Genomic DNA, 13,658 nt, shown 5'->3' on the forward strand with positions numbered 1-13,658 from the left:
GTGGGGACCGTGGGGCATTCGGGCTTCTGGGTGCCGCGCCCCAGCTGTCTCAAACACGTGAAGCCAACTGGCGCTGAAAAGACGGAAATTTCATTTTATTCAATGACTTATAAACCTAAAGTGAAGGCACCTGGTCAGCGCAGGGCAGTACGGTTCAGGACACCGCGGTCTACTGCTCCGGAAGGACTCCCGGACCTACGCGGCGACGGAGCGGGCGAACCACCCGATGGTGCGCTGAAGCCCCTCGGTCCAGCTCACGCGCGGCTGCCAGCCGAGCCGCTCCCAAGCCAGCCGGGTGTCGGGCCTGCGCCGCCCGGGGTCGTCGACGGGGCGGTCGACGAAGCGGACGCGGGAGGCGGAGCCGGTGAGCTCCACGATCCGGCGGGCCAGTTCCAGCACGGTGATCTCGTCGGTGCCGCCGATGTTGACCGGGCCGGCCTCCTCGGAGGCGGCCAGGGCGAGTACGCCGTCGACGGTGTCGTCGACGTAGCACAGCGAGCGGGTCTGGCTGCCGTCGCCGGCGACGGTGAGGGGCATGCCGTCCAGGGCCTGCGCGATGAAGGTGGGCACCGCGCGGCCGTCGCCGGTGCGCATCCGGGGGCCGTAGGTGTTGAAGATGCGGACGATTGCGGTGTCGGTGCCGCGGACTCCCCGGTGCGCGGTGACCAGGGCCTCGGCGAAGCGCTTGGACTCGTCGTAGACGCTGCGCGGGCCGACCGGGTTGACGTTGCCCCAGTAGCCCTCGTGCTGCGGGTGCTCCAGGGGGTCGCCGTAGACCTCGGAGGTGGAGGCCAGCAGGAAGCGGGCGCCGTCGGCGCGGGCGCGCTCCAGGGCGTTGCGGGTGCCGGTGCTGCCGACGTCCAGGGTCTGCAGCGGCAGCCTCAGGTAGTCGGCGGGCGAGGCCGGGCAGGCGAAGTGCAGGACCAGGTCGAAGCGGCCGGGCAGGCCGCGTACGGCGTCGGCGTCGGTGGCGTCGGCGCGCAGGAAGCGGAAGCCGCGGTGCTGTTCGAGTTCGGCCACGTTGGCGTGGGCGCCGGTGGCCAGGTTGTCCAGGCACACGACCGCGGTGCCGGCCTGAAGCAGCCGTGCGCACAGATGGGATCCCACGAAGCCGGCTCCGCCGGTCACCAGGGCCCGGCGCCAGGTGCGTCCGCTCACGGGACTCTCCTCACTCTCACCTTCACTTGCGTGACGGCTTGAGTAACCCGGCGACCGGAGGGCCACACATGGGCCGGTTCGACCCGATCGGGCTTTCGATATCAGGTTCTGTCCGAGGTCATCGGAATCTCCTTGCGTGGAAACCCCGTCCTTCAGGACGGGGTGGGGGTACCGCCCGCTTGCGGGGGAGAAATGCATCCCCGGGGCGGAGCCGCGCAGCGGCGGAGTACGCTCCGCCGTTCCAGCAACGGACGTCGTTCACAGGGAACCTGATAGGATGTGAGGCGTGACGCGGCAGGTCAAGCGGGCGTTCAAGTACCGCTTCTACCCCACGGACGAGCAGGCAGCGGAGCTGTCCCGCACGTTCGGCTGCGTCCGCCTGGTGTACAACAAGGCGCTTCAGGAGCGCACCCGCGCCTGGTACGGCGAGCAGCGCCGCATCTCCTACGTCCAGTCCTCCGCCGCACTGACGCAGTGGAAGAAGACCGAGGAGCTCGCCTTCCTGACCGAGGTGTCCTCCGTCCCCCTCCAGCAGGCGCTCCGCCACCTGCAGACCGCGTTCGCCAACTTCTTCGCCAAACGCGCCCACTACCCGCGCTTCAAGAGCCGGAAGAAGTCCCGCGCATCGGCCGAGTACACCCGCAGCGCCTTCACATGGCGCGACGGCCACCTGACGCTGGCCAAGATGGCCGAGCCCTTGGACATCCGCTGGTCGCGCCCCCTCCCGGAGGGTGCGCAGCCCACGACGGTGACCGTGTCCCGCGACAGCGCGGGGCGCTGGTTCGTCTCGATGCTCTGCGAGGACACCATCGCGTCGGCTCCGGCCACGGACGGGGCGGTCGGCCTGGACGCCGGGATCACCTCTCTGGTGACCCTGTCCACCGGGGAGAAGATCGTCAACCCCCGGCACGAGCGCCGCGACCGCGCCGGCCTGGCCAGGGCCCAGCGGGAGCTGTCCCGCAAGGCCAAGGGCTCCGCCAACCGGGCCAAGGCCCGCCGCAAGGTGGCCCGCGTCCACGCGCGGATCACCGACCGGCGGCGGGACTTCCTGCACAAGCTCACCACTCGGCTCGTCCGTGAGAACCAAACGGTCGTGATCGAGGACCTCACCGTCCGCAACCTGCTGAGGAACGGCAGGCTCGCGCGCGCCATCTCGGATGCGGCCTGGACGGATCTCCGCATGATGCTGGAGTACAAGTGCGCCTGGTATGGGCGTGAACTCGTGGTGATCGACCGCTGGTTCCCCAGCAGCAAGCTGTGCGGGGCCTGCGGCACGGTCCGCGAGAAGCTGCCGCTGAACGTCCGGGAGTGGGCGTGCGAGTGCGGCACCGTGCACGACCGCGACGTGAACGCGGCACGCAACATCCTGGCCGCCGGGCTGGCGGCATCCGCCTGTGGAGACGGTGTAAGACCTCAACGGGAGTCCTCCCGGACGGGGCGGTCGTCGGTGAAGCAGGAAGCCCAGCGGGCGACCGCTGGAATCCCCCGCCTTCAGGCGGGGGAGGAAGTCAAGTTTTCGGTGACTGACTCCGTGGGAGCAACAGCTGTGTACTGACTCCACTGCGAGACGAAGAAGGAGAGAGTCGGTCATGGACTTCCTTCGCCCCGCCGGTTGGGAGGAGGCGCTCGCCGCCAAGGCCGAGCACCCCACCGCCGTGCCGATCGCGGGTGGCACCGATGTGATGGTCGAGATCAACTTCGATCACCGCCGGCCCGCGTACCTGCTCGACCTGAACCGGATCCCGGAGCTCTACGAGTGGGAGACCGGCGAGGACGGCGTGCGGCTCGGCGCCTCCGTCCCGTACACGAAGATCATGGAGAACCTGCGGGCCGAGCTGCCGGGCCTCGCCCTCGCCTCGCACACCGTGGCCTCCCCGCAGATCCGCAACCGCGGCGGCGTCGGCGGCAACCTCGGCACCGCCTCCCCGGCCGGTGACGCCCACCCCGCCCTGCTGGCGGCCGGCGCCGAGGTCGAGGTCGAGTCCGTACGGGGGGCGCGGCTCATCCCGATCGACGAGTTCTACACCGGCGTCAAGCGCAACGCCCTGGAGCCCGACGAGCTGATCCGCGCCGTCCGAGTCAAGAAGGCCGACGGCCCGCAGCAGTTCTCCAAGGTCGGCACTCGCAACGCCATGGTCATCGCCGTGTGCGCCTTCGGCCTCGCCCTGCACCCCGGGACCCGCACCGTCCGCACCGGCATCGGCTCCGCCGCCCCCACGCCCCTTCGGGCCAGGGTTGCCGAGGAGTTCCTGAACGCGGCGCTGGAGGAGGGCGGCTTCTGGGACAACGGAAAGGTCATCAGCCCCTCGGTCGCCCAGCGGTTCGCGGAGCTGTGCTCGGCCGCCTGCAACCCGATCGACGACGTCCGGGGCACCGCGGGCTACCGCCGCCACGCGGTCGGCGTCATGGCCCGCCGGACGCTCACCTGGACCTGGGAGTCGTACCGCAACGCCTCGAAGGGAGCTGCCTGATGCGCGTCAACTTCACCGTCAACGGACGTCCGCAGCGGGCCGACGACGTCTGGGAGGGCGAGTCCCTGCTCTACGTCCTGCGCGAGCGCCTGGGCCTGCCCGGCTCCAAGAACGCCTGCGAGCAGGGCGAGTGCGGCTCCTGCACGGTGCGCCTGGACGGCGTATTGGTGTGTTCCTGCCTGGTCGCGGCCGGGCAGGTCGAGGGCCGCGAGGTGGTGACCGTCGAGGGGCTGGCGGACTACGCCAGGCAACGCACGGGCGGAACGGACTCGCTGACCGGCGAGGGCGACCAACTCTCCCCGATCCAGCAGGCGTTCATCGACGCCGGCGCCGTGCAGTGCGGCTTCTGCACCCCGGGTCTGCTGGTCGCCGCCGACGAGATGCTGGAGCGCAACCCGGACCCGACCGACGAGGACATCCGCGAGGCCCTGTCGGGCAACCTGTGCCGCTGCACGGGCTACGAGAAGATCATGGACGCGGTCCGCCTGGCCGCCGCCCGGCAGTCCGAGGGGGTCTGAGCATGGCTTCGCCCAAGCCCTCCACCACGTTCGAGCAGGGTGGCACCCCCACCGGCGCTCCCACGAAGATCACCCAGGGTTCGCAGACCAAGGGCGGCGTCGGCGAGTCCACGCTCCGCCCGGACGGCACCCTCAAGGTCACCGGCGAGTTCGCGTACTCCTCCGACATGTGGCACGAGGACATGCTCTGGGGCCAGATCCTGCGCTCCACGGTCGCGCACGCCGAGATCCTGTCCATCGACACGAGCGAAGCCCTCGCCCTGCCGGGCGTGTACGCCGTGATGACCTACGACGACCTGCCGACCGAGGTGAGGCACTACGGCCTGGAGATCCGGGACACCCCGGTCCTCGCCCACGGCAAGGTCCGCCACCACGGCGAGCCCGTCGCCGTCGTCGCCGCCGACCACCCGGAGACCGCGCGCCGCGCCGCCGCCAGGATCAAGGTGGAGTACAAGGAGCTGCCGCTCGTCACCGACGAGGCCTCCGCGACCGCCCCGGACGCGGTCCTCGTCCACGAGAACCGCACCGACCACCATTTTGCCCACGTCCCCCACCCCAACGTCCTCCACCGCCAGCCGATCATCCGCGGCAACGCCGGACAGGCCGCGAAAAGGGCCGACTTCACCGTCAGGGGCGAGTACCACTTCGGCATGCAGGACCAGGCCTTCCTCGGCCCCGAGTCCGGCCTCGCCGTGCCGGAGGAGGACGGCGGCGTCCACCTCTACATCGCCACCCAGTGGCTGCACAGCGACCTGCGCCAGATGGCCCCGGTGCTCGGCCTGCCGCCGGAGAAGGTGCGGATGACGCTGGCCGGCGTCGGCGGCGCGTTCGGCGGGCGCGAGGACCTGTCGATGCAGATCCACGCCTGCCTGCTGGCTCTGCGCACCGGCAAGCCCGTCAAGATCGTCTACAACCGCTTCGAGTCCTTCTTCGGACACGTCCACCGCCACCCGGCCAAGCTGTTCTACGAGCACGGCGCGACCAAGGACGGCAGGCTCACCCACGTCAAGGCCCGGATCGTGCTCGACGGCGGTGCGTACGCCTCCGCCTCCCCCGCGGTCGTCGGCAACGCCGCCTCACTCGGTGTCGGCCCGTACGAGGTCGACGACGTGGACATCGAGGCCCTCGCCCTCTACACCAACAACCCGCCCTGCGGCGCCATGCGCGGCTTCGGCGCGGTCCAGGCGTGCTTCGCCTACGAGGCGCAGATGGACAAGCTCGCCGACGCCGTCGGCATGGACCGGGTGGAGTTCCGGCGGCTGAACGCCATGTCCCAGGGCACGGTCATGCCGACCGGGCAGCGGGTCGACTCCCCGGCGCCGGTCGCCGAACTCCTGCGCCGCGTCAAGGCGATGCCGATGCCGCCGGAGCGCCAGTGGGAGTCCAGCGAGGGCGCGGACGTACGGCAGCTGCCGGGCGGGCTGTCCAACACCACGCACGGCGAAGGCGTCGTACGCGGTGTGGGCTACGCGGTCGGCATCAAGAACGTCGGCTTCTCCGAGGGCTTCGACGACTACTCCACCGCGAAGGTCCGCATGGAGGTCGTGGCCCGGGAGCCGGTGGCCACCGTGCACACCGCGATGGCGGAGGTCGGCCAGGGCGGTGTCACCGTCCAGGCGCAGATCGCCCGCACCGAGCTGGGCGTCGCCCAGGTGACCATCCACCCGGCGGACACCCGGGTGGGCAGCGCCGGTTCGACCTCCGCCTCCCGGCAGACGTACGTCACCGGGGGCGCCGTGAAGCACGCCTGCGAGCTGGTGCGCGAGAGGGTGCTGGAGATCGGGCGCCGCAAGTTCGGCTCCTACCACCCGGCTTGGTCCACTGCCGAACTCCTGCTGGAGGGCGGCAAGGTCGTCACCGACGGCGGCGAGGTGCTCGCCGACCTGGTGGACGTGCTTCAGGACGAGGTCGTCGAGGTCGAGGAGGAGTGGCGGCACCGGCCGACCGAGCCCTTCGACCCGCGCACCGGTCAGGGCGACGGCCATGTGCAGTACTCCTTCGCCGCGCACCGCGCCGTCGTCGAGGTCGACACCGAACTCGGCCTGGTGAAGGTGATCGAGCTGGCCTGCGCCCAGGACGTCGGCAAGGCGCTCAACCCGCTGTCCGTCGCCGGCCAGATCCAGGGCGGTACGACCCAGGGGCTGGGCATCGCGGTCATGGAGGAGATCGTCGTCGACCCGAGGACGGCGAAGGTGAAGAACCCGTCCTTCACGGACTACTTGATCCCCACGATCCTCGACACCCCGGCCATCCCCGTCGACGTGCTCGAACTCGCCGACGACCACGCCCCGTACGGGTTGCGCGGCGTCGGCGAGGCCCCCACCCTGTCGTCCACCCCGGCCGTCCTCGCGGCGATCCGCGACGCCACGGGCCTGGAACTGAACCGCACACCGGTCCGCCCGGAACACCTCACGGGCACGGCATGACTCCGCCGCCGTCGCGGGCAGCCGTGCCACAGGGCGGCACGGGCTCGGTGCCCTGACACACCGTCAGGGCTGCCTGAGCAAGTGGTTCAGCGCCCGCCCGAACACCGTGCGCGACCCCTGCCGCAGCACCCCGTCGAACAGGCCGGGCAGGAAGCGGACGCGCAGCTCCTCCCGCCACTGCACCCGCGTACGCCCCCCGGGCCCGGGCCGGACCTCGAGCTCGGCCCAGCCCAGCACCACCCGCCCCCGCTTCTCCAGCCGGCACAGCCCCGGCTCCCCGTCGGCCGGCGGACGCCAGACGGTGACCTCCATCGGGTCGTCGAAGCCGAGGGGACCGATTCCCGAACGGGCCACGAGCACCGTGCCCACCCGGGTCGGCGTGGGCGTGACCTCGGTGATACGGGTCAGCGGAACCGTGTCGGTGTGCCGCGACCACCGCGTGACCCGACGCCAGGCCTCGTCGATGGGCAGCGGCGCGGTGCGCTCGAGAGAGAAGTTGACCACAGGATGATCGTAGGCACCCGGCCCCGCCCAACTGCACATCCACCACCGAGTCACCCAGGTGGCCGTATCCTCTCGCCGATGCTGACGCCGGCGCCACCGCGCCCCGACCACGCGGACGCCCTGCCGGCCTTCGAGCGGGAGAACCGCCGGTACTGCGCCCGCTCCGTTCCGGACCGCGGGGACGCGTACTTCACCGGGTTCGCCGCCCGTCACCGGGCCCTGCTCGCCGAGCAGGACGCCGGCGTCTGCCGGTTCCACCTCGTCCTGGACCGGCACGGCGTCCTGGTGGGCCGCGTCAATCTCGTCGACATCGCGGACGGCCGCGCCGAGTCGGGCTACCGGATCGGCGAGCGGGCCGCCGGCCGGGGGCCGGCGACCGCCGCCGTGCGGGAGGTCTGCCGGCTCGGGGCCGAGGAGTACCGGCTCCTGGCGCTCACCGCCGTCGCCACCTTCGACAACCCGGCCTCCCAGGCCGTACTGCGGCGCAACAGGTTCATCGCGGTGGAGGACCTGCGCGTCGACGGTCGGCCCGGGCGGCGGTTCCGGCGCCGGCTCGGTGACCGGGCCTGAGCCCGGGCTCGCGGTCTGCGGCTGGCATGAAGGGTTTGGCTGGCCAGAGCAGCCATCTTGTAGATTCATATGAAAGAAGGCCGTCGGCAACCTCTTGGGTTTCCTCCGTACCAGAGGGCGCGGCCCGGCCAGTTTTCGAGACACAGAACGGCGGCGACGAGAATGCGGCTGCGCGCACTGCTGGACACCGACGCGCTGGGCCTGAAGCTGCTCAGCGGGGAGGAGGAGCTGGACCGCACCGTGCGGAGTGTCATGACCACCGACCTGCGCGATCCCAGCCGTTACCTCTCCGGCGGTGAGCTGGTGCTGTCCGGGCTCGCCTGGCGCCGGGACCCCTCCGACTCCGAGTCGTTCGTACGCGTCCTGGTGCAGGCCGGGGTGGCCGCGCTGGCCGCCGGTACGGCCGAGTTCGGCTGCGTGCCCGACGACCTGGTGGTGGCCTGCGCCCGGCACCGGCTGCCGCTGTTCGCGGTGCACGAGTCGGTGGCGTTCGCGACGGTCACCGAGCACGTCGTACGGCAGGTCTCGAGCGAGCGCGCCGGCGACCTCGCGGCCGTGGTGGAGCGGCACCGCAGGATGATGACCTCCGGTCCGGCGGGCGGCGGCCCGGACGTGGTGCTCGACCTGCTGGGCTCCGACCTGGACCTGCGGGCCTGGCTGCTCTCCCCCACCGGCCGGCTGATCGCCGGGCCCAAGGCGGCGGGCCCGGCGCTGTCCGCCCGGGCGTGCGCCGGACTCGCCGGCGAGCACCTGGCGGCCGGCCGCACCGGTCGCCACGGCCCCCACCGGGTGACGCTGGACTCGACGACGTACTCCCTGTTCCCCATCCGCAGCACCGGCCGCTCCCCGCACGCCTCGCGGGACGCACGGGAGACGGTGCTGTCGGACTGGGTGCTGGCCGTGGAGGCGGACGCGGGCGACTGGCCGGAGGAGCGGCTGGACCTGCTCCAGGGCGTCACCCAGCTGATCGCGGTGGAGCGGGACCGCCGGGACGCGGCCCGCACGGTGCGCCGGCGGCTCGCCCAGGAGGTGCTGGAGCTGGTGCAGACCGGCGCGCCGCCCGCCGAGATCGCCGCGCGGCTGCGGGTCGCGGCACCGGTGCTGCTGCCCGGCCTCGGGGCGGCCCCGCACTGGCAGGTGATCGTGGCCCGGGTCGAGTGGGACGGCGGGCAGGCCGAGGGCGGGCCGGTCGCCCAGTCCCTGCTGGAGGAGATCCTCGTCGACCCCGGCAGCACGGGCCCCGAGCCCTCCGACCGGATAGCGGTCGCCCACACGGGTGACGAGGCGGTCGCGCTGGTCCCGCTCCCGGCCGTCTCGGCGGAGCACGACGGCTCCGAGGCGGGGATTCACGCCGACGCGCTCCTGGAGGCCGTACGGGAGCCGCTGTCGGCCGGTCTGGACGGCGACGGGCGGCTCACGCTCGGCGTCAGCGCGGCCGTGCACTCGGCGGAGGGGCTGCGCGGGGCGCTGGAGGAGGCGCGGCACGCCCGGCGGGTGGCGGCGGCGCGCCCGGGGCGCGTCTGCGCGGCCGGCCACCAGGAGCTGGCCTCCCACGTCCTGCTGCTGCCCTTCGTCCCGGACGACGTGCGCCGCGCCTTCACCGCCCGGCTGCTGGATCCGTTGCGGGACTACGACCGCCGGCACCGCGCCGAACTGATCCCCACCCTGGAGGCGTTCCTCGACTGCGACGGCTCCTGGACGCGCTGCGCCACCCGGCTCCACCTGCACGTCAACACACTGCGCTACCGGGTCGGGCGGATCGAGCAGTTGACGGGCCGTGACCTGTCCCGGCTGGAGGACAAGCTGGACTTCTTCCTCGCGCTGCGCATGAGCTGAGCCGGCGGCGCGCGGCGGCGGCACGCGCCGCCCGCCGGCGCCGTCCTCCGACTTTGTGAATTCTTTCACCCAACCTCTTGGCCGGGCTGTGGATTTCGTGCTGAGATGCCGCCACCACTCAAGGCTCGACGGCGTGCTCGGGGAGGGCAACGTGGCGCATACCGCCATGTCTGGTAACGGAACGACCGCAGGTGACGATCCACTCCAGACCGCGGTATGGCGGCTGCGCTCACGCGCATGCTGGGCCGACGCGGCGGCACTGCTCGAGCCGGCCACCGCGGCCGCGGCGCTGCAGAGAACAGAGCTGCTGGTAGAGCGGTGCCTGTACACCGAGGCGGGCTGGGAGGAGGCGGAGGACGCGCTGCGCACCGCCGAGGCGCTGGCCCACAGCGACGAGGAGCGGGGAGCGGCCGCTTGTGAACGCGGGTACCTCGCCTACTCGGCCACGCTGCACGGCGTGCGGGACCGGGCGGACGAGGCGCGGGCCGCGCTCGGCCGGGCGGCGGCCCTGATTCCGCCCGGAGGGCCGGGGCGGGCCCTGCTGGACTTCCGGCGCGGACTGATCGCCGAGAACCTCACCCACTCCCCGCAGGCCGCGCGCGCCGCCTACCGCCGCGCCCACGCGGGCGCCACCGCGCGCCCCGACCGGCTCCTGCTCTCCTTCACCTGGCGCCACCTGGCCGGACTGGCCTTGCGGGACGGCGAGTTGGCCGAGGCCCGGCACGGCTTCGCCGAGTCGCTGCGGATCCGCGAGGAGTTGGGCTACCTCGTCGGCACCGCCCCGGCCCTGGTGTCGCTCGCCGACACGGAGACCGAACCGGAGGCGTCCCGCCTGCGCGAGGAGGCCCGGCGGCTGTTCCAGCTGCTGGGCGGCGTACCGACGTGGCTGGCCCGGCAGTTGGCCCCGCCGGCGACGGGAGCGGCGACGGCGTAGACGCCAAAGGCCCCAAAGGCGTCGTCCCGCGGGACTTACGCCGCTCCCCCGAAGTGCTCGGCCACCAGGGAGCGCACCACTTCCAGGTCCCGGGCGATCAGCGCGTCCAGCAGTGCGGTGTGCTGTGCCGCGTCGGCGACCAGGTCGGCGCGGCCGGGCCCGGCCGGGCCGCCGACGAGTGGCCACTGGGCGCGGCGGTGGAGGTCCTCGGCGATCCGGACGAGCTGTTCGTTCCCGGCCAGGGACAGCACCGCGCGGTGGAAGGCCCGGTCGGTCTCGGCGTACGTCGCCCGGCAGCCGGAGGACGCGGCCCGCACGGTGCTCTCGGCGAGCGGTCGCAGGCCGGCCCAGCGCTCGACGGGCACGGTACGGGCCAGCCGCAGCATCATCGGCACCTCGATCAGGGCCCGCACCTCGGCCAGCTCGGCGAGCTCGCGGACGCCGCGTTCGACGACCCGGAAGCCGCGGTTGGGCACGACCTCGACGGCGCCCTCCAGCGCGAGCTGCTGCATCGCCTCGCGCACCGGGGTGGCGGACACCCCGAACCGCTCGCCGAGCGCGGGCGCCGAGTAGACCTCGCCGGGCCGCAGCTCGCCCGCGACCAGCGCGCTGCGCAGGGCCTGCAGGACCTGCCCGCGCACCGAGGAGCGCCGCACGACGGGCCGCGGCAGGGGTGTCTCACTGTGCGTGTGCTCGCCGCGGACGTCGGCCGGTGAGGCGTCCGCGGAGGGGACGTCCCGCTCCCGGCGCGGGTCCGCGGGGGGCGACTGCCGCGGTATGCGCGGCGCCACGCCCGGCCGGGCCTCGGGGATCCGGGTGCCGGTGGAGTCCTGCGCGCCCTGTTTCACGGTCCTCCTCCGGGCTTGGGGTGCTTGGGGTACTTGGGGCCATTACGGCGGCTTGTTACTCGTCCGTCAAGCACCTTAAGCGCTATGGGCCATGGGTTCACACTCCGTCGAAGTGAAGTAAGGTAAGGCTTACCTTCAGTCGAGCGCGAAACGGTGGTCCGGCATGCCTGTGCTCCCTTCGGCCGTAGCGGACGCGTACACCCGTCTCACCGAGGCCTTCCCCGGCCTCACCGTGACGGAGCTCGAGGAGGGCGAACCGGCCCCGGACGGCGGCGAGTGGACCCCGGCCGCCCTGCTCGCGACGGGCGGGCCGGGGCTGGACGCCTTCCTGGCCTGGGACGACGCCCAGGTACTGCGGGACTACGGCACCCGGGCCCGCCCGGACGTCGTGGCGAGCTTCGCGCTGCACCGGTACGCCTGGCCCGCCTGCCTGCTGTTCACCGTGCCGTGGTTCCTGCACCGCAGGGTGCCCCGCCTGCCCGTGACCCACGTCTCCTACGACCGCCACGCCGGCCGTATGGCCGTACGCCCCGCCGGTTTCGCCTGCCTGCCGGGCGACCCGGCGGCCGCGCTGCCCGGCGCGCGCGTGGTGCGCGGCGAGGATGCGCTGCGCGCCGAGGTGCGGGCGGCGGTCGCCGAGCACCTGGAACCGGTCCTGACCGCCTTCGGACCACGCATGCGGCGGCGCGGCCGCGCCCTGTGGGGCATGGCGACCGACGAAGTCGTCGAGGGCCTGTGGTACGTCGCCCATCTGCTCGGCGAACAGCGGCGGGCGCAGCGGGAGCTGGAACTGCTGCTGCCGGGCGCGACCCGGCCGTACGTCGGCTCGGCCGCCTTCCGCGAGCTGACCGGGCCGGACGGCGAGTCGCTGCCGACCCGGGACCGGGCCAGCTGCTGCATGTTCTACACCGTGCGCCCCGAGGACACCTGCGCCACCTGCCCGCGCACCTGCGACGCGGACCGGATCACGAAACTGGCCGCCGTCGCAGCGGGTTGAGCGCATCCCGTATGATCGTCCACGGTTGCCGCACCCACAAGGTCACGAATGCTTCACAACTTCCCCACCCGTCGCGGGAACTCTTCGCGGAACCATCCGCACGGGTAATCTTATTCGAACTCAACTCCCGCCCCTCAAGCGGCAGTTCGAGCAGAACGCCGCTCTGGGCATCCCCTTGCACCTCCTTGGCGGCCTCTTGCCCCGAAACCCCCTGAGGGCCGGTGGAATTGGGCCACTATGGCGGGCGTTACGCCCTATCCCAATGCAAGGGACCCCAGATGAGACTGACCGACATATCGCTGAACTGGCTGCTTCCGGGCGCCGTGCTGCTCCTGGGCGTGCTGGCGGCGGTGGCGGTGCTCGCGCGCGGCAAGAAGCGCTCCTCCGGGGAGAACGCGAGCGCGGACGACTCGTGGGAGCGCAGCGAGGAGCGCCGCAGGCGCAAGGAGGCCATCTACGGGACGGCCTCCTACGCACTCCTGTTCTGCTGTGCGGCGGTCGCCGCCGCGCTCTCCTTCCACGGTCTGGTCGGCTTCGGCCAACAGAACCTCGGCCTCTCCGGCGGCTGGGAGTACCTCGTTCCGTTCGGCCTGGACGGCGCGGCGATGTTCTGCTCCGTGCTCGCCGTGCGCGAGGCCAGCCATGGTGACGCGGCGCTCGGCTCGCGAATCCTCGTGTGGACGTTCGCGGGCGCCGCGGCCTGGTTCAACTGGGTGCACGCGCCCAGGGGCGTCGACCACGCGGGCGCGCCGCACTTCTTCGCCGGCATGTCGCTGTCCGCGGCCGTCCTGTTCGACCGCGCGCTGAAGCAGACCCGCCGGGCCGCCCTGCGGGAACAGGGCCTCGTGCCGCGCCCGCTGCCGCAGATCCGGGTGGTCCGCTGGCTTCGGGCGCCCCGCGAGACGTACAAGGCCTGGTCGCTGATGCTCCTGGAGGGCGTGCGCAGCCTGGACGAGGCGGTCGAGGAAGTACGCGAGGACAAGCAGCAGAAGGAAGAGCAGCGGCGGCTGCAGCGCGAGCAGCAGCGCTTGGAGCGGGCGCGGTTGAAGGCGATCAGCCGGGGCCACCGCGGTTTCGTCGGCCGCGGCGGTCGGCAGGTGGAGACGCAGGCCCTGGAACGTGCCTCGGCCCCGGTCACCGCGGAGCCTGCCATAGCGACGGCGGAGCAGCTGCCCGTGCGCGCGCGTCCCTCCCTGCAGCCCGTCCGCAAGGGCTCTGACGGCGCCGCCGTCGACCTCACCGCGGAGGACGACACAATGGCCCTGCCGCGTCTGGACTCCCTGGAGCGCAAACTCAAGGACCTGGAGCAGCAGTTCGGCTGATGCCGTGACCGGTGACCGGTGAAACGGGTGTGGGACGTGGTCGTACGGCCGCGCCCCACACCCGTTTCACCACA

The 13,658-nt window shown here is 72.4% G+C and carries 12 protein-coding genes; 9 read left to right on the top strand and 3 right to left on the bottom strand.

The window, feature by feature from the left end:
* Positions 1 to 195: 195 nt before the first annotated feature.
* Positions 196 to 1,158, bottom strand: a complete 963-nt coding sequence (locus ACX25U_RS07455; RefSeq protein ID WP_454389817.1) for an NAD-dependent epimerase/dehydratase family protein — start codon at positions 1,156 to 1,158, stop codon at positions 196 to 198.
* Between the two features lie 286 nt (positions 1,159 to 1,444).
* Here ACX25U_RS07455 and ACX25U_RS07460 point away from each other — a divergent pair, with 286 nt between their 5' ends.
* From ACX25U_RS07460 to ACX25U_RS07475, 4 genes are read left to right on the top strand one after another with little or no spacing between them, the layout of a single operon-like run.
* Positions 1,445 to 2,713: an RNA-guided endonuclease InsQ/TnpB family protein gene (locus ACX25U_RS07460; RefSeq protein WP_454389819.1), complete on the top strand. Its 1,269-nt coding sequence runs from the start codon at positions 1,445 to 1,447 to the stop codon at positions 2,711 to 2,713.
* A gap of 34 nt (positions 2,714 to 2,747) precedes the next feature.
* Positions 2,748 to 3,629: an FAD binding domain-containing protein gene (locus tag ACX25U_RS07465; RefSeq protein WP_454389821.1), complete on the top strand. Its 882-nt coding sequence runs from the start codon at positions 2,748 to 2,750 to the stop codon at positions 3,627 to 3,629.
* Positions 3,629 to 4,147: a (2Fe-2S)-binding protein gene (locus ACX25U_RS07470; RefSeq protein WP_454389823.1), complete on the top strand. Its 519-nt coding sequence runs from the start codon at positions 3,629 to 3,631 to the stop codon at positions 4,145 to 4,147. Before ACX25U_RS07465 ends, ACX25U_RS07470 begins: the two co-directional genes overlap by 1 nt.
* A gap of 2 nt (positions 4,148 to 4,149) precedes the next feature.
* On the top strand, positions 4,150 to 6,573 hold the full coding sequence (locus ACX25U_RS07475; RefSeq protein WP_454389825.1) for a xanthine dehydrogenase family protein molybdopterin-binding subunit: 2,424 nt from the start codon (positions 4,150 to 4,152) through the stop codon (positions 6,571 to 6,573).
* Between the two features lie 63 nt (positions 6,574 to 6,636).
* Here ACX25U_RS07475 and ACX25U_RS07480 read toward each other — a convergent pair whose 3' ends face one another.
* Positions 6,637 to 7,077 carry an SRPBCC family protein gene (locus ACX25U_RS07480; protein ID WP_454389827.1) on the bottom strand — a complete coding sequence of 147 codons (441 nt, stop codon included), beginning with the start codon at positions 7,075 to 7,077 and terminating at the stop codon, positions 6,637 to 6,639.
* A gap of 78 nt (positions 7,078 to 7,155) precedes the next feature.
* On the opposite strand from ACX25U_RS07480, the gene ACX25U_RS07485 reads away from it, so the two are divergent.
* The 3 genes from ACX25U_RS07485 to ACX25U_RS07495 all read left to right on the top strand — a co-directional run bounded on the left by ACX25U_RS07485 (position 7,156) and on the right by ACX25U_RS07495 (position 10,417).
* Entirely contained in the window at positions 7,156 to 7,647 is a 492-nt protein-coding gene (locus ACX25U_RS07485; protein WP_454389829.1) for a GNAT family N-acetyltransferase, read from the top strand.
* Positions 7,648 to 7,809: 162 nt separating this feature from the next.
* Positions 7,810 to 9,483, top strand: coding sequence for a PucR family transcriptional regulator (locus tag ACX25U_RS07490; protein WP_454389831.1), 1,674 nt, complete (start codon positions 7,810 to 7,812; stop codon positions 9,481 to 9,483).
* Positions 9,484 to 9,649: 166 nt separating this feature from the next.
* Positions 9,650 to 10,417: a hypothetical protein gene (locus tag ACX25U_RS07495; protein WP_454389833.1), complete on the top strand. Its 768-nt coding sequence runs from the start codon at positions 9,650 to 9,652 to the stop codon at positions 10,415 to 10,417.
* Between the two features lie 35 nt (positions 10,418 to 10,452).
* On the opposite strand, the gene ACX25U_RS07500 is transcribed toward ACX25U_RS07495, so the two are convergent.
* Positions 10,453 to 11,265: a GntR family transcriptional regulator gene (locus ACX25U_RS07500; RefSeq protein WP_454389835.1), complete on the bottom strand. Its 813-nt coding sequence runs from the start codon at positions 11,263 to 11,265 to the stop codon at positions 10,453 to 10,455.
* A 163-nt stretch (positions 11,266 to 11,428) separates the two neighbouring features.
* Here ACX25U_RS07500 and ACX25U_RS07505 point away from each other — a divergent pair, with 163 nt between their 5' ends.
* Both ACX25U_RS07505 and ACX25U_RS07510 read left to right on the top strand, forming a co-directional pair.
* Positions 11,429 to 12,262 (top strand): (2Fe-2S)-binding protein, encoded by an 834-nt coding sequence (locus ACX25U_RS07505; protein ID WP_454389837.1) that lies wholly within the window; start codon positions 11,429 to 11,431, stop codon positions 12,260 to 12,262.
* 278 nt (positions 12,263 to 12,540) lie between these two features.
* Positions 12,541 to 13,584: a DUF2637 domain-containing protein gene (locus tag ACX25U_RS07510; protein ID WP_454389839.1), complete on the top strand. Its 1,044-nt coding sequence runs from the start codon at positions 12,541 to 12,543 to the stop codon at positions 13,582 to 13,584.
* Positions 13,585 to 13,658 lie beyond the last annotated feature (74 nt).

The sequence above is a fragment of the Streptomyces sp. JNUCC 63 genome, from assembly GCF_054366325.1.

What these genes read in the sequence shown, in the direction of transcription:
- ACX25U_RS07465 (WP_454389821.1), top strand. Translation starts at nt 2,748, where the DNA reads ATGGACTTCCTTCGCCCCGCCGGTTGGGAGGAGGCGCTCGCCGCCAAG.
- ACX25U_RS07470 (WP_454389823.1), top strand. Translation starts at nt 3,629, where the DNA reads ATGCGCGTCAACTTCACCGTCAACGGACGTCCGCAGCGGGCCGACGAC.
- ACX25U_RS07475 (WP_454389825.1), top strand. Translation starts at nt 4,150, where the DNA reads ATGGCTTCGCCCAAGCCCTCCACCACGTTCGAGCAGGGTGGCACCCCC.
- ACX25U_RS07485 (WP_454389829.1), top strand. Translation starts at nt 7,156, where the DNA reads ATGCTGACGCCGGCGCCACCGCGCCCCGACCACGCGGACGCCCTGCCG.
- ACX25U_RS07490 (WP_454389831.1), top strand. Translation starts at nt 7,810, where the DNA reads ATGCGGCTGCGCGCACTGCTGGACACCGACGCGCTGGGCCTGAAGCTG.
- ACX25U_RS07495 (WP_454389833.1), top strand. Translation starts at nt 9,650, where the DNA reads ATGTCTGGTAACGGAACGACCGCAGGTGACGATCCACTCCAGACCGCG.
- ACX25U_RS07505 (WP_454389837.1), top strand. Translation starts at nt 11,429, where the DNA reads ATGCCTGTGCTCCCTTCGGCCGTAGCGGACGCGTACACCCGTCTCACC.
- ACX25U_RS07510 (WP_454389839.1), top strand. Translation starts at nt 12,541, where the DNA reads ATGAGACTGACCGACATATCGCTGAACTGGCTGCTTCCGGGCGCCGTG.